This is a genomic window from Corynebacterium sp. TAE3-ERU2, from assembly GCF_019209955.1.
Lineage (GTDB): Bacteria > Actinomycetota > Actinomycetes > Mycobacteriales > Mycobacteriaceae > Corynebacterium > Corynebacterium megadyptis.
Genome location: NZ_JAHUTL010000006.1, coordinates 70,461 through 91,298 on the forward strand (window position 1 = coordinate 70,461; position 20,838 = coordinate 91,298).

The window sequence follows — 20,838 nt, forward strand, 5'->3', positions numbered from 1 at the left end:
GGCAAAGCCGCTAGTGTGTAATGGAAGATAGAGTTCAAGGATTATTTGTTGCCACGAGGAGGGACGAAGTCGCGTGAGCGATGTGTGGAGTCATGTTCAGGGCTGGATCGAAGAGCACCATGATGTGGTGCTCAGCTGGCGCCGTCATCTCCACAGCCACCCGGAGTTATCGCACCGCGAGTACGAGACCACCGATTTTCTCGAGCAGGTGCTGCGCTCCTATGGATTAGAGCCGGTGCGTTTCCCCGATACGGGGCTGCGGGTGGATCTCGGCCCAGACACCGGCGAGAAGCTGGCCTTCCGCGCCGATATCGATGCCCTGCCCATTACCGAGATCACGGGCCTCGATTTCGCCTCCGAGAAACAGGGCTATATGCACGCCTGCGGCCACGATGTGCACACCACCATCGCCTTGGCCACGGCCTGCGCCTTAAGCAGCTTCGACCTCAACCTCGGGGTGCGTTTTATTTTCCAGCCCGCCGAGGAGGTACTAGAAGGCGGCGCCCCCGAGGTGATCTCCTATGGTGCCCTCGAGGGAGTGGGCAGCATCTACGCCCTGCACGTCGAACCGAAACTGAAGGTGGGCAAGGTAGGGGTGCGCACCGGGGCGATCACCTCGGCGGCCGATAGCCTCACCATCACGGTCTCCGGGCACGGCGGGCACTCGGCGCGCCCGCACCTGACCGAGGATGTGGTCTACGCCCTGGGGGCGCTCGTCACCCAACTGCCGGGGCTCTTGTCGCGCCGGGTTGATCCGCGCTCCGGCACGGTGCTGGCCTTCGGCTCGGTCAAGGCGGGTTTCGCCGCCAACGCTCTGCCCCAGCACGGGGTGCTCTTGGGCACGGTGCGCACCGCCGATATTCGGGTCTGGCGCATCATGCAGCCGCTCATGGAAGAGCTGATTCAACAGGTGGTGGCGCCCACCGGCTGCGAGGCGCAGGTGCGCTATGTGCGCGGGGTTCCGCCCGTGGTCAACGATGATGTGGCCACGGCGGTGCTTGCCGACGCCGCCACGAGCGTGGATCCACACGCGGTAGTGGAAGCCCCCCAATCCTCCGGTGGCGAGGATTTCTCTTGGTATCTCGAGCACGTGCCCGGCTCCATGGCGCGGCTGGGCTGCTGGGATGGCACCGGCACCCCGGGAGATTTGCACCAGGGCGATCTGGTGGTGGACGAGCGCGCCATCTCGGTGGGCATCCGCCTCTTCGCCGCGATCCTGAAACGCTACCTCGCCACCGATACTGGGGCCAGTAACCCTGAGATTCCTTAAGGTTTCGTTAGACTGAAGCCACCCATAGTTTCACAATCGTCTGCACGGAGGAATCTTGTCTAAGCGCATTGTCATTATCGGCGGCGGCCCCGCCGGCTACGAAGCCGCTCTCGCCGGCACCAAATACGGTGCCGAGATCACGCTCATCGAGGATCAAGGAGCCGGCGGCTCCGCGGTGCTCTTCGACTGTGTGCCCTCGAAGTCCTTTATTTCCACCACCAGCGTCAAAACGGACCTGCGCCGTGCCGACGACATGAAGCTGGTGGATACCGGCGATACCGTGCTCTTTTCTCTCGGCGCCGCCAATGAGCGTGTGCTGGATCTGGCGAAGGCCCAGTCCCATGACATCCGCACCCAGCTCGAGCGCGCCGGGGTGCGCGTGATCAACGGCCGCGCCGAGTTCGACGATAGCGCCCCCAAGCAGGCCACCCACTTCGTGAAGGTGCACACCGCCGACGGCGAGGAGGAAGTGCTCGAGAGCGATCTCGTGCTCATCGCCACCGGCGCCTCCCCGCGGGTGCTGCCCGGTGCCGTGCCGGATGGAGAGCGCATCCTGGACTGGCGCCAAATCTATGACCTAAAAGAACTTCCCGAGCACCTCATCGTGGTCGGCTCCGGTGTGACCGGTGCGGAGTTCGTCTCGGCCTTCGCCGAGATGGGCGTGCAGGTGACGATGGTGGCCTCCCGCGACCGCATTCTGCCCCACGATGACGCCGACGCCGCCGATACCCTCGAGGACGTGCTCGCAGAGCGCGGCGTGCAGCTGGAAAAGCACGCCCGCGTCGATAGCGTGACCAATACCGGCGAGGGCGTTGTCGTGCGCACCTCTGATGGACGCGAAATCGAGGGCTCGCACGCCCTGATGACCGTCGGTTCCGTGCCCAATACCAAGGATCTCGGCTTGGACCGTGTCGGTGTTGAGGTGGCCCGCTCCGGCCACATCATGGTCGATCGTGTCTCCCGTACCTCCGTCACCGGTATTTATGCCGCCGGCGACTGCACCGACCTCTTCCCGCTGGCCTCCGTGGCCGCTATGCAGGGGCGCATCGCCATGTATCACGCCCTCGGCGAGGGCGTGAACCCGATTCGCTTGAAGACGGTCGCCAGTGCAGTGTTCACCCGCCCGGAGATCGCCGCCGTGGGCATCACCCAGGCGCAGCTCGAGTCCGGCGAGGTGGCCGCCCGCCAGATCAAGCTGCCGCTGTCGACCAACCCGCGCGCCAAGATGCGCGCCCTGCGCTATGGCTTCGTCAAGATCTTCTGCCGGAAGAACTCCGGCCTAGTCATCGGCGGCGTGGTGGTGGCCCCCACCGCCTCCGAGCTGATCCTGCCCATCGCGCTCGCCGTGAACCACAACCTCACGGTGTCCGATCTGGCTGATACCTTCTCCGTGTATCCGACGCTGTCGGGCTCTATCACCGAGGCTGCCCGCCAGCTGGTGCAGCACGACGATCTGGAGTAACACGCCCGCAGGCCGTGATCGAACCCCGAGATTCCCAGCGTATCTCGGGGTTTCTTGCGTTCCGGGGCGCTAGGCGTAGGGGAAACGGGCCGACTGGGAGAGATCAATCTCCACGCGAGAGCGGGCATAGGGGAAGGCCCGCTGATTGCATTCGGGCCGCGAGCAGCTCCGGCAGCCAGGACCGATAGGGGTGGCCGCGTCCGGGGAGAGATTCAACCCGTGGGAGTACACCAAGCGATCCGCGTGGGTGATATCGCAGCCCAGGCCAATGGCGAACTGGGCGGGGTGGTGGCTAAAGCTCGTCGCCCGGCGGGTAATGGTGCGCGCGATCCACAGGTAGGTGCGACCATCCGGCATGGCCGCGACCTGGCGGACGATGGTCTCGGGGGTGTCGAAGGCGCGGTGGATGACCCAGAGCGGGCAGCTGCCGCCGCTGTGCGAGAAGTGAAACGAGGTTGCGGATTGGCGCTTGGAAATATTGCCTGCTCGATCGGTGCGAATAAAGAAGAAGGGCACCCCGTGCGCGCCGGGGCGTTGCAGGGTGGATAGACGGTGGCAGGTGGCCTCGAAGGAGGTGCCAAAGCGGACCCCGAGGGCCTCGATGTCATAGTTGAGCTGCTCGGCCTGGGCGAGGAACTCTCCATAGGGCAGGGTGACGGCAGAGGCGAAGTACTGGGCCAAGCCCAGCCGGGCCACGTCGCGGGTGCTCTCTGGCAGGGTGTCGGCGATGCGGCCAAAGAGCGGATCCAGCACGATGAGCCCATATTGCAGAGCCATTTCGAAACAGAGCTGCGCAGCGGAGAGATCACTGCGCAGGTGTAATTCCCGATGGGCGCTGAGCTGCCGCTTGGGGCCCACGTGATGATGATTAAAACGGACGCTGATCCCCGCGTCCGCGGCGAGGCGTTTGGCCAGGTTCATGCTCCGCAGCGAGCCCGATCCGAGGCTCCCGGCGAGAGATTCGGCCTCTTCCTCGATAGCGGGGAAGTGGTTGTGGTGGGCATAAAAGAGATCGCGCACAGTCTCGTAGGGGTTCGAGGCGCTGTCATCCTCATCCCGCGGGGCGCGCAGTAGCGCGGTGGTGAACTCCGGATGGTGGGTGGCGATCTCGTAGAGCTCATTATCGCTGACCGCGATGTCGGGGGCATGCGCGATGCGCTCTTTGAGCCCGTCGATATGGCGATAGGCGCTATCGGTGGAGAAGTAGTCCACACCCACGGAGAAGTGCTGTGCCAGCGAGATCAGCAGCGGCGCGGTGAGCGGGCGTTTGTCGTTTTCTAATTGGTTGAGATAGCTGGTGGAGATCCCGAGCAGCCGTGCCATCTGCGCCTGGGTGAGATGACGGGCGGAACGCAGCGCCCGAATCCGTACCCCCGCAAAAAGTTTATCCATGACTACCTGCCTCGCTATGTATGCACCTAACAGGAAATTTTACAGAGTTTACAAAACAGCCGAGGTAAGTCTGCAAAAATATTCACCTTTTACTGTGACCTGAGAAACATTTTTCGCCCTAGCGTTAGCGGTACCCCATACGGCACGACCCCTCAGGGAGAAGTGACATGAAGATCCATGATGTGCGGACCTACCGCTCCGCTGAAGAATTTCCGCGAGACGAGCATCTCGCGGCCAAGATCGCGGCGCTCGCCACGGACCCCGTGGCCATCGAGGCAGACGTTGAGGAGATGATCATCAACCGCCTCATCGACAACGCGGCCGTGAGCGCGGCCTCCGTGGGCCGCCGCCCCGTCACCGTGGCTCGCCGCCAGGCCGAGGCGCATGCCGTCACCACCGGCGGCGCCCAGGTATTCGGCATCCCCGGCTCCTATAGCGCCGAGTGGGCCGCGTGGGCCAATGGCGTGGCGGTGCGCGAGCTCGACTTCCACGACACCTTCCTTGCCGCCGAGTATTCCCACCCCGGCGATAATATTCCCGCCCTCGTTGCCGTCGCCCAGCACACGGGCCGCTCGGGCGCGGAGCTCATTGCCGGTATTGCCACCGCCTATGAGGTGCAGGTGGACCTCGTCAAAGGCATCTGCCTGCATGAGCACAAGATCGACCACGTCGCCCACCTCGGCCCGTCCGTGGCTGCCGGGCTGGGCACGCTGCTCGGCTTGGACGAGGAGACCATCTACCAGGCGATCGGGCAGGCCCTGCACACCACCACGGCCACCCGCCAATCGCGCAAGGGGCTCATCTCCTCCTGGAAGGCCTTCGCCCCGGCCTTCGCCGGCAAGATGGCCGTCGAAGCGGTGGATCGGGCGATGCGCGGCGAGGGCGCCCCGGCACCCATTTGGGAGGGCGAGGATGGCGTGATCGCCTGGCTGCTCTCCGGGCCGGAGCACACCTACCAGGTGCCGCTGCCGGAGAAGGGCGAGCCGAAGCGGGCCATTCTCGATACCTTCACCAAGGAGCACTCCGCCGAGTATCAGTCCCAGGCGCCCATTGATCTGGCGCGCCGGATGCGCGAGCGCATCGCCGATCTCTCCGAGATCGAGTCCATTGTGCTGCACACCAGCCATCACACCCACTATGTGATCGGCTCAGGCGCGAATGATCCGCAGAAGTTCGACCCCGATGCCTCCCGAGAAACCCTCGATCATTCGATCATGTACATCTTCGCCGTGGCCCTAGAGGACGGCGATTGGCACCACGAGCGCTCCTATGCTCCCGAGCGTGCCCACCGCCCAGAGACCATCGAGCTGTGGCACAAGATCTCCACGGTGGAAGACCCCGAGTGGACCCGCCGCTATCACTCCACCGACCCCGCGGAAAAGGCCTTCGGCGCCCGCGCCGTGATCACGCTGCGCAACGGCGAGGTGATCGAGGATGAGATCGCCGTCGCGGATGCCCACCCCCTCGGCGCGCGCCCCTTCGCCCGCGAGAACTACATCCAGAAATTCACCACTCTGGCAGAGGGCGTCGTCGATAAGCAGGAGCAGGAACGCTTCCTTGACGCGGTGCAACACTGTGCCGATCTCTCCGGCGCGGAGTTGCACCAGCTCAATCTCCAGGTGCGCGAGGAGGTGCTGGCGCAGGCGCCGCACACGGGGAAGGGGCTGTTCTAGATGAACGAGCGACTATTCGCGCCTGCGGCCACCGCCCGCGATATCCGCGCCAGCTTCGCCCGCTCCTTGCGCAGCGGTGAATTGCAGCGACTGCCCGGCGCGTTCTCGCCACTGGTCGCCCGCGCTATCGAGGACGCCGCATTCGATGGTGTCTACGTTTCCGGCGCCGTGGTCGCCGCCGATCTCGCGCTCCCCGATATTGGCCTGACCACCCTCAGCGAGGTGGCTGCCCGCGCGCGGCAGATTGCCCGGAGCACCTCTCTACCGGTGCTTGTCGACGCCGACACCGGCTTCGGTGAACCCATGTCCGCGGCCCGCACCATCGCCGAGCTGGAAAGCGCTGGGGTTGCCGGCTGCCACCTCGAAGACCAGGTCAATCCCAAGCGCTGTGGCCATCTCGATGGCAAAGAGGTAGTGCCCACCGAGCTCATGGTTCGCCGCATCACGGCGGCGGTGAATGAGCGCGCCGATCCGAACTTCATCATCTGTGCCCGCACCGACGCCGCAGGAGTGGAAGGAATCGACGCCGCCATCGAGCGGGCGCGCGCCTATGCCGATGCGGGAGCCGACATGATCTTCAGCGAGGCACTGACCACGCCCCAGGACTTTGAGACCTTCCGCGCCGCCGTCGATATCCCGCTCTTGGCGAATATGACGGAGTTCGGCAAAACCCAGCTGCTCACCGCCCAGCAGCTCCAAGACATCGGCTATAACGCCGTGATCTATCCCGTGACCACGCTGCGTATCGCCATGGGCCAAGTAGAAGACGCCCTCCACGAGCTCGCGGCAACGGGCACCCAAGAGGGGTGGCTGGAGCGAATGCAGCACCGCTCCCGGCTCTATGAGCTGCTGCGCTACGCCGAGTACAACGCCTTCGATCAAGAAATCTTCACCTACACCAACCCAGAAAGTGGGGCATAACAATGACGCAAGACACAACGATTCGCAAGGGCCTCGCCGGGGTGGTGGTGGACTACACCGCCGTGTCCAAGGTGGTGCCGGAGACAAACTCCCTGACCTACCGCGGCTATCCCGTCCAGGAACTCGCGCGCTACTGCACCTTCGAGGAAGTGGCCTACCTGCTGTGGAATGGTCAGCTGCCCACCCCTGATGAGCTGCGCCGGTTCTCCATCCGCGAAAAGGCCCTGCGGCATATCGACCGCGGGCTAATCGAATTGGTGAATAAGATGCCCACCACCTGCCATCCCATGGACGTGCTGCGCAGCGCCGTGAGCTATATCGGCTCCCAGGACCCGGAGGCCTATACCAAGGACTCCGATCACATCCGCCGCACCTCGCTGGAGCTCATGGCCAAGCTGCCGACCGTGGTTGCCTTGGATATTCGCCGCCGCCGCGGCGAGGGCTATATCGAGCCCTCCACGCGCAAGGGTTTTGCGGAGAATTTCCTGCACATGGTCTTCGGCGATGCGGAAGGATCCCCCGCCAATGATCGCGCCGATATTGAGGCCTTTGATAAGTCGCTCATTTTGTACGCGGAGCACTCCTTCAACGCCTCGACCTTCACGGCACGCGTGATCACCTCCACCATGTCGGATACCTACTCGGCCGTCACGGGCGCCATCGGCGCCCTCAAGGGGCCGCTGCACGGCGGCGCCAATGAGGCCGTCATGCACACCATGCTGCAGATCGGCGATCCCGCCCGCGCCGAGCAGTGGGTGAAGGATGCCCTGGCCAATAAGGAACTGATCATGGGATTCGGCCACCGCGTGTACAAGCGCGGCGATTCCCGCGTCCCCACCATGGAGGCGGCGTTTCGGGAGCTCGCCGAGAACCATGATGGCGAGAAGTGGGTGGAGATGTACGACATCATGGCGCGGACCATGGACGAGGCCACGGGCATCAAGCCGAACCTGGACTTCCCCTCCGGGCCGGCCTATCACCTGCTCGGATTCGATGTGGAGTTCTTTACTCCCATCTTCGTGATGGCGCGGATTACCGGGTGGACAGCGCACATCATCGAACAGAATGAGTCCAACTCGCTCATCCGGCCGCTGTCTGCCTACAACGGCGAAGAGCAGCGCAAGGTCCCGGCCCAGACGGTCGAATAACACGACTTCCGCACCTTCCTGCCGGGGATGCCCCCGAGGAGGGGCGGTAGCGTCTCTCACTCACTCCCAGATCCACAGGCATGGTGGACGCATCACGCGGTCGCGCTGACACGGTGGTTCCTGCACACACGAAAGATGAAGAAAAAAGCGGCACTCAGGTCTTTACGGCAGTCATAACCGAGTCAAAGACAGGGTTTCGCTGGCGCTTCACTTTCGCTGCTGTGGGCGATGAACCATCGCCGCACACCCGTCGGCGCGCAGGCGTACGGGCTCTTAGGGTGCGTTCCACATTAGGATGTGGGATGTGTGAGGGAGACGATCATGGCTCCGGTGCATGTTCCTCCTTACATGCGCCGGAGCCATGTGCTTTCCCGGCGCATGCATAGTACGGCGCTCAAAGGCACTACTCTGTGTGATATGCCCTACACAACGGGCGCACGACCAAGAAAGAGATATATGAATCAGGATCAGTCCCTGCCCAGTTTTAATAAGGTGCTCGTGGCCAACCGCGGTGAGATCGCGGTACGTGCCTTCCGCGCCGCCTATGAGATCGACGCCAGCACGGTGGCGGTCTATCCCATCGAGGATCGCAACTCCTTCCACCGCTCGCATGCCACCGAGGCCGTGCGCATCGGAGAAGAAGGCGCGCCCGTCAAGGCCTACTTAGATCCGAATGAGATTATCCGCGCCGCCCAAAAGGCTGGGGCAGATGCCATCTATCCCGGCTATGGCTTCCTCTCGGAAAACGCCGCTCTCGCCCGCAAGTGTGCCGATGCCGGCATCACCTTCGTCGGCCCGCCCGCCGAGATCCTCGATCTCACCGGCGATAAGGCCGCGGCCGTCACCGCCGCCCGCAAGGCCGGACTGCCCACCCTGGAGGAGTCCACGCCGAGCGACAATATCGATGACATCGTGGCTGCCGCCGAGGGGCAGGAGTACCCGATCTTTGTCAAGGCCGTGGCCGGCGGTGGCGGACGCGGCATGCGTTTTATCCCCAGCCCCGATAAGCTGCGCGCCCTCGCCGAAGAAGCCTCCCGTGAGGCGCTCTCGGCCTTCGGCGATGCGAGCGTGTATGTCGAGCGTGCGGTGATTAACCCGCAGCACATCGAGGTGCAGATCCTCGCCGATACCACCGGTGATGTCATCCACCTCTACGAGCGCGACTGCTCCTTGCAGCGCCGCCACCAAAAGGTGGTGGAGATCGCCCCCGCCCAGCAGCTCAGCGCCGAGCTCCGCGAGAAGATCTGCGCCGATGCGGTGAAGTTCTGTCAGTCCATCGGCTATGTGGGCGCCGGCACCGTGGAGTTCCTCGTGGACGAAAACGGCAAGCACGTGTTCATCGAGATGAACCCGCGCGTCCAGGTGGAGCACACCGTGACCGAGGAGGTCACCCAGGTCGATATCGTGCAGACTCAGCTGCGCATCGCCGCGGGTGCCACCTTGAAGCAGCTGGGACTCACCCAAGACGCCATCCACACCGAAGGCGCGGCGCTGCAGTGCCGTATCACCACCGAGGATCCCAATAACGGTTTCCGCCCCGATACCGGCGTGATCACCGCCTACCGCTCCCCGGGCGGAGCGGGCGTGCGCCTGGATGGCGCCGCCATGCTGGGCGGCGAGATTACCGCGCATTTCGACTCGCTATTGGTGAAGATGACCTGCCGTGGCCCGAACTTTGCCACCGCGGTCTCCCGCGCCCAGCGCGCCCTGGCCGAGTTCACCGTCTCCGGTGTGGCCACCAATATCGGCTTCCTGCGCGCCCTGCTGCGCGAGGAGGACTTCCTGCACAAGCGGATTTCCACCTCCTTCATCGAGGACCACCCGTGGCTCCTGCAGGCCCCGCCTGCCGATGATGAGCCCAGCCGCATCCTCGAGTACCTCGCCGATGTCACCGTCAATCAGCCCAATGGTGCCGCGCCCCAGGTGGGCCGCGCCAAGGCGAAGCTGCCGGTGGTGCCCAAGGGGGAGCGCCCCCGCGGTTCCCGCGATGTACTCCGGGAGCTCGGCCCGCAGAAGTTCGCCGAGCAGCTGCGCGCGAACACCACCCTCGCGGTCACCGACACCACCTTCCGCGATGCCCACCAATCCCTGCTCGCCACCCGAGTGCGCCAGTCCGCGCTGGTGCACGCCGCGCGGGCGCAGTCCTATCTCACCCCGGAGTTGCTCTCTGTAGAGGCCTGGGGCGGCGCCACCTATGATGTGGCCCTGCGCTTCCTCCACGAGGATCCGTGGGAGCGGCTGGATCAGCTCCGCGAGGCTATTCCGAATGTGAATATCCAGATGCTCTTGCGCGGCCGCAATACCGTGGGCTACACCCCCTACCCGGACACGGTGTGCCACTCCTTCGTCCAGGAAGCCGCCCGCTCGGGCGTGGATATCTTCCGTATCTTCGATGCACTCAATGATGTCTCGCAGATGCGTCCCGCCATCGAGGCAGTGCTAGAGACCAATACCGCCGTGGCCGAGGTGGCCATGGCCTACTCCGGCAACCTGGCCGATCCGAATGAGTCGCTCTACACCCTGGACTACTACCTGAAGCTCGCGGAGCAGATCGTGGAGTCCGGCGCCCACATCTTGGCCATCAAGGACATGGCCGGGCTGATGCGCCCGCAGGCCGCCCGCACCCTGGTGTCGGCTTTGCGCAAGGAATTCGACCTGCCGGTGCACGTGCACACCCACGACACCGCTGGCGGCCAGCTGGCCACCTATATGGCGGCGGCCGAGGCCGGTGCCGACGCCGTCGATGGCGCCTCCGCGCCCCTGGCGGGCACCACCTCGCAGCCCTCGCTCTCCGCGATTGTGGCGGCCTTTGCCAATACCGAGCGCGACACCGGGCTATCGCTGAAGGCGATCTCCGATATGGAGCCCTACTGGGAGGCCGTGCGCCAAATGTATGCCCCCTTCGAAACCGGCCTGGCCGGCCCCACGGGCCGCGTCTACCGGCACGAGATCCCGGGCGGGCAGCTCTCGAACCTCAAGGCCCAGGCCACCGCGCTGGGCTTGGCGGATCGCTTCGAGCTGATCGAGGACTACTACGCAGCAGTGAGCGATATGCTGGGTCGCCCCACCAAGGTGACGCCTTCCTCGAAGGTGGTGGGCGATCTCGCCCTGCACCTAGTCGGCGCGGGCGTGGATCCGGCGGACTTCGCCAAGGATCCGCAGAAATACGACATCCCAGATTCTGTGATCGCCTTCCTCCGCGGCGAGCTGGGCACCCCTCCGGGTGGCTGGCCGGAGCCGCTGCGCAGCCGCGCCCTCGACGGCCGGGCACAGGGCAAGGACCCGCTGGAAGCTCTGTCCTCCGACTCGGAGGAGGCACTGCGCAGCGAGGATGTGGATACCCGCCGCCAGATGCTCAACCACCTGCTCTTCCCGCAGCCCACCAAGGAGTTCGCCGAGCACCGTCGCCTCTTCGGCGATACCTCGGTGCTGACGGACCGCGAGTTCTTCTACGGGCTGAAGTCCGGCGAGGAATCTCTGATCCGTTTGGAGAACCAGTCCAGTCTCGTGGTGCGTCTCGACGCTATCTCCGAGCCGGACGATAAGGGTATGCGCACCGTGGTGTGCAATGTCAATGGCCAGATCCGCCCCATCAAGGTGCGCGACCGGTCGGTGGAATCCATCACCGCCGCCGCCGAGCAGGCCGACCCGAACAACCCGGGCCATGTGGCTGCTCCCTTCGCCGGTGCGGTCACCGTGAACGCCTCCGTGGGCGATGAAGTCTCCGCCGGCGACGCCGTGGCCGTGATCGAGGCCATGAAGATGGAGGCCTCCATCACCGCCCCAGTCGATGGCACCATCACCCGAGTGGCGCTGCAACAGCCCACCAAGGTTGAGGGCGGCGACCTGCTCCTCGTGATTGAGTAGCAGCCGCGCCCGCGGCATAGAAGCGAACTGGCCCCGTCCTTGCCGGACAGGGGCCAGTTTTTTATGGCGCACCGTGCTAGTCGCCTCCGGGTCTCGCTGCGGGGTCTCGCCGCCCTATGAGCTCAGCGCCCCAGACAGCACACAGCCCTAGGCAGCACATAGCCGCGTGTGCACGAGGCAGCACGCGGCTATGCGGGAGGGTATGTGACTACTTGATCTCCATGAGCGGCTCGCCCTTGGAGACGCCGGAGCCGTTCTCGGCGCTGAGGCCTTCCACGGTGCCGGACTTGTGGGCCTTCACGGGGTTCTCCATCTTCATGGCCTCGAGGACCACGACGGTATCGCCTTCGTTGACTTCCTGGCCCTCTTCCACGTTCACCTTGATCACGGTGCCCTGCATCGGGGCGACCACGGCGTCACCAGAGACAGCCTTCTTGCCGCCGCCAGCGCGACGCTTCTTGGCCTTCTTCTTGGCACCGCCAGCGCCACCGCCCAGAGCCAGGTCGCCCGGCAGGGCCACCTCGACGCGACGGCCGTCGATCTCCACGACAACCTTCTGGGAGGGAACCTTCTCCTCTTCCTCATCGGCGTCGGCGGGATCCACGTAGGGCTCGATCGGGTTGTCCCACTCCTCTTCGATCCACTTGGTGTAGACGTCGAAGCCTTCACCATCGCCCACGAAGGCGGGGTTCTCCACGATATGTGCGTGGAAGGGGATCACGGTGGGCAGGCCCTCAACAACGTACTCGGCGAGAGCGCGGCGGGAGCGCTGCAGCGCCTCCTCGCGGGTCTCTCCGTAGACGATGAGCTTCGCCAGCATGGAGTCGAACTGGCCACCGATCACGGAACCCTGGACGATACCGGCGTCCATGCGCACGCCCGGGCCGGAGGGCTCGTGGTACTTCACCACGGTGCCGGGGGCCGGCATGAAGTTGGAGCCAGCGTCCTCGCCGTTGATACGGAACTCGATGGCGTGGCCGCGCGGCTTGGGGTCTTCCTTGATGTGCAGCTCGCGGCCCTCGGCGATGCGGAACTGCTCGCGCACGAGATCCAGGCCGGTGGTCATCTCGGTGACGGGGTGCTCCACCTGCAGGCGGGTGTTCACCTCGAGGAAGGAGATGAGTCCATCGGAGCCCACCAGATACTCGACGGTGCCAGCACCGTAGTAGCCGGCCTCCTTACAAATACGCTTCGCGGACTCGTGCAGCTGGGTGCGCTGCTCCTCGGTGAGGAACGGCGCCGGGGCCTCCTCGACGAGCTTCTGGAAGCGGCGCTGCAGGGAGCAGTCACGGGTGCCGGCAACGACGACGTTGCCGTGCATATCGGCCACCACCTGGCACTCCACGTGGCGGGCCTTGTCGAGGTAGCGCTCCACGAAGCACTCGCCGCGACCGAAGGCGGCAGTGGCTTCACGGGTAGCGGAATCGTAGAGGTCGGCGACCTCTTCCATCTTGTAGGCGACCTTCATACCGCGGCCGCCGCCGCCGAAGGCTGCCTTAATGGCGATGGGCAGGCCATGCTCCTCAGCGAAGGCCACCACCTCATCGGCGTCCTTGACCGGCTCCTTGGTGCCCGGGGCCATCGGTGCTTCGGCGCGCAGCGCGATGTGGCGAGCGGTGACCTTATCGCCGAGATCATTGATGGACTGCGGGGAGGGGCCAATCCAAATCAGGCCGGCATCGATGACGGCCTGGGCGAAGTCGCCGTTCTCCGACAGGAAGCCGTAGCCAGGGTGAATGGCGTCGGCGCCGGACTTCTTGGCGGCATCGAGGATCTTGTCGAAGACCAGGTAGGACTCTGCAGAGGTGGAGCCGCCGAGGGCGAATGCCTCATCGGCCAAGGCGACAAAGGGTGCCTCGGCATCAGGCTCGGCGTAGACCGCAACGCTGGCGATTCCTGCATCGCGAGCGGCACGGATCACGCGGACGGCGATCTCACCACGGTTGGCAACCAGCACCTTGGTGATCTTCTTTTGTTCGACGGTCACTAAAACCCCTCCTGAGTTTTGAAAACCTTTAAGTTTTTGCTGTGCGATCCTCGCTATGCACAGGCATGCGCAGTGAGGATAGCGTCGGGCTACCTGTCATTGTTACACACCTAACAACAAAGCAAAGGCGGCTTGGATCAGTTATTTCGTAATTACCCCCACCGTCCACACCTAAATTTGGGTAAGGCGTGCAGGTGGCGTGGGGCGCCGCGGACACCCGCGCACCCCAGATTTCCCTGCGTGCGTGGCCTTATTTTCCCTGCATAGCGCCCGCGGGCTCGGATGCTATGCGAGAGGCATGGGCATAGGTGAAGGCACACCGGCCGAGGAGAAGCCGGACATCGGAGACGTCCTCGGGGTGTGCCTAGTGATGCTAGTCGGAATGTCTTGTGAGCAAAAGTAGAGGTCGCTGAGCTGCCGCTACCGCGAGCCGCCCGCAGCGCCGCGCGAGCGCTGGGCGCTCTACTCGAGAGTGCCCGGCTCCTCGCCGTGCACGATGGGCATGCCGATCATGTTGCCCCACTCGATCCAGGAGCCGTCATAGTTACGGACATTGCTGAAGCCGAGCAGGTACTTCAGCACAAACCAGCTATGCGCGGAGCGATCGCCGAGGCGGCAGTAGACGATGGTGTCGGCGTCCTTGTCATAGTCGGCGTAGAGCTCGGCGAGTTCTTCGCGGGAGCGGAAGCGCGAATTGGCGTAGACGGCCTTATTCCACGGCACGTTGATGGCGGTGGGGATGTGGCCGGTACGAGAGACGGTGTCGGCGGGGTAGCCCTCCGCGTTGGAGGCGGCGCCGGTGTACTCATCGGGCTCGCGGACGTCGAGGAGCGTGGTGTCTCCGAGCTTGGCCCGCACCTCGGCCACGAGGCTGCGGTGCTCGGAATCATCGCGCACAGGCACCTCGTAGTTGGTGCGGGGATACTCCGGCACTACGAAGCTGGTGTCGCGCTCCTCGGCCATCCAAGCATCGCGGCCGCCATTGAGCAGGCGCACGTCCTTGTGGCCGAAGAGGGTGAATACCCAGAAGGTATAGGCGGCCCACCAATTGGATTTATCACCGTAGATCACCACGGTGTCATCATTGGCGATGCCCTTCGAGCGCATGAGCTCGGCGAATTGCTCGGCGGTGATGTAATCGCGGATCAGCGGATCATTGAGCTCGCCGCGCCAATCGATGCGCACCGCCCCGGGCACGTGGCCGATGTCGTAGAGGAGGGTGTCTTCGTCGGATTCCACCACGCGGAGCCCGGGGGTGCCCAGACGTGCGGACAACCAGGACGCCGACACGATCTTCTCCGGATGGGCATAGTCCGCGAGCACGGGGTTGGGGTCAAAAGGGATCGGCATGGACAATCACATTCCTCATACAGTGGGCGTTAGGTGTGCGAGGCCGTGGCCTAGCGCGTGACGACGCTAGGAGCCAGCATCGTCTGCCATCCTGCCGGCAGTGGCCTGCAGTGGTGGCAGCGAGCACGAACCCGCACACACGAGAAGCTTCCACTCTACTTTTATCACCAGTTGGGGCATCACTCTCACTCGCGCAGTGTGTCATTCATTACGCTTTAGGGGCATGTGGAGCGAAAGTAACAGTGCTGCCTTAGAATTATCTGAGTAATGGTTGTCGAGGCATTTTCCTCTATTAAGCACTCACTTAGTGAGAGTTTCACGACGTACACAGTGCTCAGTAAGCACTCGATCCCGGAAGTAATTCTCTAAGCGCCTTCCGCGTCGAGCGCACATCTACGTATCGTTGTGCTGCTGAGCAGTGTCGTTAGCGGGCCTGCTGACTATTACGCACCGGCTGAAGAATGGTGCGCCACGCGCCCTTCAGCCAGCGCAGTTTATGTGATCTTCACATCTGCATGCACGACTCACAATCGCTCTACAAGGAGAGTTTTAGGCTTATGAAGAAGGGTATCGTCGTTTTCGAGGTTGAAGGCGGCAACGACAAGCAGTTCAACGGTCACCGCAAGGACACCCTGCCGATCGTTAACGCCATTAAGGAAAAGGGCTGGAAGTCCGAGGTGGTGTTTTACCGCCCCGAGTGGTCCGAGCAGCTTTTTGAGTACGTGTCCGAGAATTTCGACGCCTATATTTCCCGCGTCAATCCCGGCAATATCCCCGGCGGCGAGAAGGGCTATTTCACCCTCCTCACCAAGCTCTCTGAGGAGGCCGGCCTGGTGGGCATGTCCACCCCGGAGGAGATGATGGCCTATGGCGCCAAGGACGCCCTGGTCAAGCTCGCCTCCACCGATCTGGTGCCGGATGATACCTACGCCTACTACGACGTGGAGAAGTTCCACTCCACCTTCCCGTCCTCCCTGTCCTATGGTGAGCGCGTGCTCAAGCAGAACCGCGGCTCCACCGGCTCCGGCATCTGGCGCGTGCAGCTGGAGGATAAGGAATTGGCTGCCTCCGTCGAGCCCGGCACCGAGCTGCCCCTCGACACCAAGCTCAAGTGCACCGAGGCCGTGGACAACCACACCGAGGTCCGTGAGCTCGGCGAGTTCATTGACTTCTGTGAGCAGTACATCATCGGCGACAACGGCATGCTGGTCGATATGCGCTTCATGCCGCGCATCGTCGAGGGCGAGATCCGCATTCTGCTGGTGGGCCCGCACCCGGTGTTCGTGGTGCACAAGAAGCCGGCCGCGGGCGGCGACAACTTCTCCGCCACCCTCTTCTCCGGCGCCAAGTACTCCTATGACAAGCCGGAAGAGTGGCAGGAGCTCATCGACATGTTCGCCGATGTGCGCCCGGTCATCGCGGAAAAGCTCGGCGGCGACAACATCCCGCTGATCTGGACCGCTGACTTCATGCTGGACGACGCCGAGGACGGCGGCGACACCTACGTGCTCGGTGAGATCAACTGCTCCTGCGTGGGCTTCACCTCCGAGCTGGACATGGGTATCCAGGAAATGGTGGCCGAGGAGGCTATCAAGCGCGTGGAGGCCAAGCACGCATAAGAGCGCGCCCTAGGGGCATACGCTCGAGCGCCGCATAAGCGTCGGGCCCGGACTCGGTGAATCTCATCGGGGCCGGGCCTTCGCCATGGTCTGGGCCGGTTTTATAATCAGCCCATAGAGTCACGATGCCTCGTATAAAGGAGATCCACCATGACTGATGTGCAGTCCCTCGAACGGCGCGTCGCCGCCCTCGAGTTGAATCAGCGGCGGCTGATGGTGCTGCTGCGGCCAGGCAGCGATGATGAAAAGGCTTTTGTGCGCGCGGTGCTCGCCGCTGGCCTCGACGCCACCCAAGAGGTGGATGCGCTGAATACTATTCGCGCTTTTGTGGTGGATGATGCCCAGCGGGAGAACGCCCTGGGCCGGATCCGCACTGAGGCGGTAAAACAGGCCGCATCCACCAAGCCGCGCACACTCACTGGGCTGGTGGAAAGCGTGATGCTGATCGTCGGCGATGTGTGGGTGGCAGAGTCGCTGGTAGCGGCGGTGCGCACCCAGGAGCCGCAGCATGCGCGCTGGGAGCAGCTCGATCACGAGGACGTGATGAAGGAGTGGCCGCGCGTCTAGCGCAGGAGGGTGGCGGCGGCCTCGGGGTCGGCGTCCTTCAGCATCTGCTCGCAGCGCTCGTATTCCGCCGTGTCGTCGATCATCGCCGATACCCGTGCAAGGGCAGCGATAGCGCGCAGCACCCCGCGGTTCGGCTCATGGGAGTAGGGCAGCGGCCCCCAGCCCTTCCAGCCGTGGGCGCGCAGCCGGTCGAGGCCGCGGTGATAGCCGGTGCGAGCAAAGGCATAGGCCTGCGCCCGATCGCTATCGCTGGCGGCGTCTGCCAGGGCCTCTTCGGCGAGCTGGGCCCAGAGCAGCGGTGATTCGGGGTGGCTGAGCACCGCAGATACCAGCGCTCCGGCGGCATCGGCGGCCGGATCCTCCGGCAGGTGTAGTGGCGGTGGGGCGAGCATATCCTTAAATTGCGTCATGGCTTTAGAGGATAGTCGCCGCGGCCGCCTCAGCGCAGAAATTCATGGACCTCATAGCCCAGCTGATACAGCGCTGAGCGCAGCACCGGCAGCGATAGCCCGATCACGCTCGAAGGATCGCCCTCGATGCGATCAATAAACCAGCCGCCGATGGCTTCGAGAGTAAAAGCCCCAGCACATTCCAGCGCTTCGCCGGTGCGGGCATAGGCCTCGATATCGCGGTCACTGGCCTCGGCGAAACGCAGCCGGGTCTGCGCAGACTTATCGACGCAGCCCCGCGGCGAGATAATGCAGTGGCCCGTGATGAGCGTGGCGGTGCGTCCCCGCTGCGCCCGCCATCGCTCGATGGTTGCCTCCACGGTGTGGGGCTTACCCTGCAGGTGGCCGTCGATAAGCAACATGGAATCGCAGCCCACCACGATGTCTGTGGCGAAGCGCTCGGCCACCGCCTCGGCCTTGGCGCGGGCGAGGGCACTAACGATCTCCTGGGGTTCTCGCCCCGCCAGCGCAGCCTCAATGGCGCGCTCATCCACCTCTGCGGGCTGGCACAGCGGTTCGACGCCGGCGGCGCGCAGGATGGAGCGACGGGACGGGGAGGCGGAGGCGAGAACGAGACGCATGTGCACAGATCCTAGCTGGTGGCCTTCTTACCCACCCAGCGGTACATGGCCGCGGCGGCGCCGGCGAAGACGAGCACGCCCAGCCATTGCGCGATCGGGGCGAAGTCCTCGCCGAAGAGGGCCAGCGGATCCGAGGTGCCTGCGGCGGCGATGATGCCGGCGTTGAGCACACCAAATAGCGACTCGCCCACAATCAGGCCGGTGGCCAGCAGCACGCCGAGGCGCTTGATCGGCTCCGGATCATCGTGCTTATCGGCCCAGCGGTTGTAGAAGAAACCGATGAAGGCGCCAATCGGCACGATCAGCGTGAGGGCCACGGGCAGGTACATGCCCATGCCCACTGCCAGCGGCGGCAGGGAGAAGCGGGTGGTGCGGCGGAGGATCTCGTCGACCACGATGATGCCGGCACCGATGAGCGCGCCCAAGCCGATGCGGCTCCAATCCAAGGAATTGCCAAAGATACCCTCAGCCACGCTGGACAGCAGCGCCGCCTGGGGTGCGGCCAGCGCATCCGGGCCGGCGCCCTCCATACCCACGAAGCCGAAACCGGTGAGCATCAGCTGCAGCACCGGCGGAATGATAGCGGAGCCGAAGAGCACACCGATGATCAGCGCGAACTGCTGGCGCCACGGGGTCGCGCCCACCAGCTGGCCGGTCTTGAGGTCCTGCAGGTTATCGTTCGAGATGGTGGCAATACCGAATACCACCGCCGAGGTAAACAGCGTATAGGCCACCAAGGCGGTGGCGTTGGTTTCGTGCTCATTGCCGGTGACCAGCTTGATCAGCAGCGCCGCGGTGATCACCACGATGATGCCCACACCCGAGATCGGGGAGTTAGAGGCACCAATGAGACCGGCCATATAGCCGCAGATACCGGCCACCACCAGACCCACCAGCAGCACGTAGATGATGCTCAGCAGCACCAGGCCGGTGGTGTGGTGAGTGATGGAGGAATCCTTCACAAATAGCCACAGCAGCAGCCCCACCGGCAGCATGGAGATCAGCGTGGTGGTGACCACGATGCTGAAGGGGATATCGCGCTCCGTGAGGGGCACGGACTGGCCATCGTGGCGGGCACGGGAGGAGGCCAGAGCATCCTTCATACCGGAGATGATGGGGCCGATGATCTTCAGCAGGGTCCAGATGGCGGCCACCGCCATGGCGCCAGCGCCCACGAAACGCACATCCGAGGAGAACATGGCGGGCACGATCTCGTCGAGGACCCCGCCAGCGGCAATATCCTCGGAGGTGAACATGGGCAGCAGCACACCATAGGAGATGGCGAGGCCCACGAGCATGGCGATACCCACGGCCACGCCCACGAGGTGGCCGACGCCGATCAGCGCCAGGGAGAGGCTGCCGCCGATCATGGTGCCGCCGGCGCCGAATTTGAAGGTGGAGGTGACCGAGCCTGCCACGGCGCGCACTGCGGCCAGCAGGCCATAGCCGGCAGAGACCAGCGCGCCGCCGACGATCACGGCGAGTCCGCGCTTATTCTCCTCGACCGAGCCTTGCTCATCGCCCACCTTGAGCACCTCGGCGGCGGCGACGCCCTCGGGGTAGGGCAGATCCGAGCCGGTGACGAGGGCGCGGCGCAGCGGGATGGAATACATCACGCCCAAAATGCCGCCGATGGCGCACACGAAGGCCGTCTCCCAGTAGCTGAAGCCGCTCCACCAGCCGATCATGACGAGGCCGGGGAGCACGAAGATAATGGCAGATAGGGTGCCGGCGGCAGAGGCGATGGTCTGCACAATATTATTTTCTTGGATGGTGTGGCCTGCGAACTTACGCAGGATCGCCATCGAGATCACCGCAGCCGGGATGGAGGTGGCAAAGGTGAGACCCACCTTCAGTCCCAAGTACACATTGGCGGCGGTGAAGACCAGGGTAATGAGACCACCGATGATGACCGCTCTAAGCGTTAACTCACTGATCGGGCCGCGCGTCTGCGCTGCGGGCGAGCCCGTGTCGGAGGTTGTCGCGTTCATGTTCCTCTTTTCCATCGTGAAGAAAACAAACTGGACGTGCCGGTGGCCGCGCGGACGCCCCAGCTCAGTCGATGCTGGCTGGGATAACGCTCGGCGCTACGGCCCGCCACAGTGAAAGCGTTGTGCTAACGGCAGCAATTATCCTCTTCCCGCCTGCACGGGGTGTGCTCGGGGCAGGTTAAGGCCATGACACGGGGCGTAGGGGGCTGCGCATGCGACAGCGCCGCCGCGTTCTACCACAGTGGGTACAACGGGGCGGCGCTGGAAATGCGAGGCTGCTTCTGCGAAAGCTAGTAGAAGCTGACGTTGCGGAATGCGTTGGGGTTATAGGTGGTCGGGCGGTTGAGCCGCTCGGCGTAATTGCCCCACTTATTGCGGTCGACTTCTTTCTTCTCGGCTGCCGCGGCCGCAGAAGCAAGCCCAGCGAACACGGTGGTCAACGCGGCCACCTGAGCGTCGCTCGGATTGCCCTTGACGATACTCAAGAAGGGCTTCTTTGCAGCCTCTGCTGCCTCAGTGGTCTCTGGGGAATCCGTGTTCTCCGGACGGGAGTCTGACATG

General features: G+C 64.1%; 15 protein-coding genes. 8 read left to right on the top strand and 7 right to left on the bottom strand.

Features of this window, described 5'->3' with window-relative positions; genetic code table 11:
* Positions 1–73: 73 nt before the first annotated feature.
* Together KRX12_RS09200 and KRX12_RS09205 are read left to right on the top strand one after the other, a co-directional pair.
* Positions 74–1,270 (top strand): amidohydrolase, encoded by a 1,197-nt coding sequence (locus tag KRX12_RS09200; protein WP_218366436.1) that lies wholly within the window; start codon positions 74–76, stop codon positions 1,268–1,270.
* 55 nt (positions 1,271–1,325) lie between these two features.
* Positions 1,326–2,732, top strand: coding sequence for an NAD(P)H-quinone dehydrogenase (locus KRX12_RS09205; protein WP_218365255.1), 1,407 nt, complete (start codon positions 1,326–1,328; stop codon positions 2,730–2,732).
* Positions 2,733–2,801: 69 nt separating this feature from the next.
* On the opposite strand, the gene KRX12_RS09210 is transcribed toward KRX12_RS09205, so the two are convergent.
* A complete protein-coding gene (locus KRX12_RS09210; RefSeq protein WP_218366437.1) occupies positions 2,802–4,124 on the bottom strand; it encodes a short-chain fatty acyl-CoA regulator family protein in 1,323 nt (440 codons plus the stop codon).
* Positions 4,125–4,291: 167 nt separating this feature from the next.
* On the opposite strand from KRX12_RS09210, the gene prpD reads away from it, so the two are divergent.
* The 4 genes from prpD to KRX12_RS09230 all read left to right on the top strand — a co-directional run bounded on the left by prpD (position 4,292) and on the right by KRX12_RS09230 (position 11,733).
* Entirely contained in the window at positions 4,292–5,797 is a 1,506-nt protein-coding gene (gene prpD, locus KRX12_RS09215) for a 2-methylcitrate dehydratase PrpD (protein ID WP_218366438.1), read from the top strand.
* Positions 5,798–6,718 (top strand): methylisocitrate lyase, encoded by a 921-nt coding sequence (gene prpB / locus KRX12_RS09220; RefSeq protein WP_218366439.1) that lies wholly within the window; start codon positions 5,798–5,800, stop codon positions 6,716–6,718. It abuts the gene before it with no gap.
* Positions 6,719–6,720: 2 nt separating this feature from the next.
* Positions 6,721–7,866, top strand: coding sequence for a bifunctional 2-methylcitrate synthase/citrate synthase (locus KRX12_RS09225; RefSeq protein WP_218365251.1), 1,146 nt, complete (start codon positions 6,721–6,723; stop codon positions 7,864–7,866).
* 456 nt (positions 7,867–8,322) lie between these two features.
* On the top strand, positions 8,323–11,733 hold the full coding sequence (locus KRX12_RS09230; protein WP_218365250.1) for a pyruvate carboxylase: 3,411 nt from the start codon (positions 8,323–8,325) through the stop codon (positions 11,731–11,733).
* Positions 11,734–11,941: 208 nt separating this feature from the next.
* Here KRX12_RS09230 and KRX12_RS09235 read toward each other — a convergent pair whose 3' ends face one another.
* Positions 11,942–13,720: an acetyl/propionyl/methylcrotonyl-CoA carboxylase subunit alpha gene (locus tag KRX12_RS09235; RefSeq protein ID WP_218365249.1), complete on the bottom strand. Its 1,779-nt coding sequence runs from the start codon at positions 13,718–13,720 to the stop codon at positions 11,942–11,944.
* A gap of 462 nt (positions 13,721–14,182) precedes the next feature.
* Positions 14,183–15,070 carry a sulfurtransferase gene (locus KRX12_RS09240; RefSeq protein ID WP_151550087.1) on the bottom strand — a complete coding sequence of 296 codons (888 nt, stop codon included), beginning with the start codon at positions 15,068–15,070 and terminating at the stop codon, positions 14,183–14,185.
* A 557-nt stretch (positions 15,071–15,627) separates the two neighbouring features.
* Here KRX12_RS09240 and KRX12_RS09245 point away from each other — a divergent pair.
* Positions 15,628–16,689 (top strand): Cj0069 family protein, encoded by a 1,062-nt coding sequence (locus KRX12_RS09245; RefSeq protein ID WP_151529531.1) that lies wholly within the window; start codon positions 15,628–15,630, stop codon positions 16,687–16,689.
* A gap of 150 nt (positions 16,690–16,839) precedes the next feature.
* On the top strand, positions 16,840–17,256 hold the full coding sequence (locus tag KRX12_RS09250; RefSeq protein WP_151529529.1) for a hypothetical protein: 417 nt from the start codon (positions 16,840–16,842) through the stop codon (positions 17,254–17,256).
* Here KRX12_RS09250 and KRX12_RS09255 read toward each other — a convergent pair.
* From KRX12_RS09255 to KRX12_RS09270, 4 genes are all read right to left on the bottom strand, one after another.
* On the bottom strand, positions 17,253–17,666 hold the full coding sequence (locus tag KRX12_RS09255; protein WP_218366440.1) for a DUF3151 domain-containing protein: 414 nt from the start codon (positions 17,664–17,666) through the stop codon (positions 17,253–17,255). The genes KRX12_RS09250 and KRX12_RS09255 overlap by 4 nt on opposite strands.
* 29 nt (positions 17,667–17,695) lie before the next feature.
* Positions 17,696–18,286 (bottom strand): nucleoside triphosphate pyrophosphatase, encoded by a 591-nt coding sequence (locus tag KRX12_RS09260; RefSeq protein WP_218366441.1) that lies wholly within the window; start codon positions 18,284–18,286, stop codon positions 17,696–17,698.
* A gap of 11 nt (positions 18,287–18,297) precedes the next feature.
* A complete protein-coding gene (locus KRX12_RS09265) occupies positions 18,298–20,277 on the bottom strand; it encodes an OPT family oligopeptide transporter (RefSeq protein ID WP_218366442.1) in 1,980 nt (659 codons plus the stop codon).
* Between the two features lie 290 nt (positions 20,278–20,567).
* Positions 20,568–20,837 carry an acyl-CoA carboxylase subunit epsilon gene (locus KRX12_RS09270; protein WP_151529523.1) on the bottom strand — a complete coding sequence of 90 codons (270 nt, stop codon included), beginning with the start codon at positions 20,835–20,837 and terminating at the stop codon, positions 20,568–20,570.
* Between the last annotated feature and the right edge of the window lies 1 nt (position 20,838).

Coding starts and splice junctions, on each gene's coding strand:
- KRX12_RS09210 (WP_218366437.1), bottom strand. CDS start 4,124: ATGGATAAACTTTTTGCGGGGGTACGGATTCGGGCGCTGCGTTCCGCC.
- prpD (WP_218366438.1), top strand. CDS start 4,292: ATGAAGATCCATGATGTGCGGACCTACCGCTCCGCTGAAGAATTTCCG.
- prpB (WP_218366439.1), top strand. CDS start 5,798: ATGAACGAGCGACTATTCGCGCCTGCGGCCACCGCCCGCGATATCCGC.
- KRX12_RS09225 (WP_218365251.1), top strand. CDS start 6,721: ATGACGCAAGACACAACGATTCGCAAGGGCCTCGCCGGGGTGGTGGTG.
- KRX12_RS09230 (WP_218365250.1), top strand. CDS start 8,323: ATGAATCAGGATCAGTCCCTGCCCAGTTTTAATAAGGTGCTCGTGGCC.
- KRX12_RS09240 (WP_151550087.1), bottom strand. CDS start 15,070: ATGCCGATCCCTTTTGACCCCAACCCCGTGCTCGCGGACTATGCCCAT.
- KRX12_RS09245 (WP_151529531.1), top strand. CDS start 15,628: ATGAAGAAGGGTATCGTCGTTTTCGAGGTTGAAGGCGGCAACGACAAG.
- KRX12_RS09250 (WP_151529529.1), top strand. CDS start 16,840: ATGACTGATGTGCAGTCCCTCGAACGGCGCGTCGCCGCCCTCGAGTTG.
- KRX12_RS09255 (WP_218366440.1), bottom strand. CDS start 17,666: ATGACGCAATTTAAGGATATGCTCGCCCCACCGCCACTACACCTGCCG.
- KRX12_RS09260 (WP_218366441.1), bottom strand. CDS start 18,286: ATGCGTCTCGTTCTCGCCTCCGCCTCCCCGTCCCGTCGCTCCATCCTG.
- KRX12_RS09265 (WP_218366442.1), bottom strand. CDS start 20,277: ATGAACGCGACAACCTCCGACACGGGCTCGCCCGCAGCGCAGACGCGC.
- KRX12_RS09270 (WP_151529523.1), bottom strand. CDS start 20,837: ATGTCAGACTCCCGTCCGGAGAACACGGATTCCCCAGAGACCACTGAG.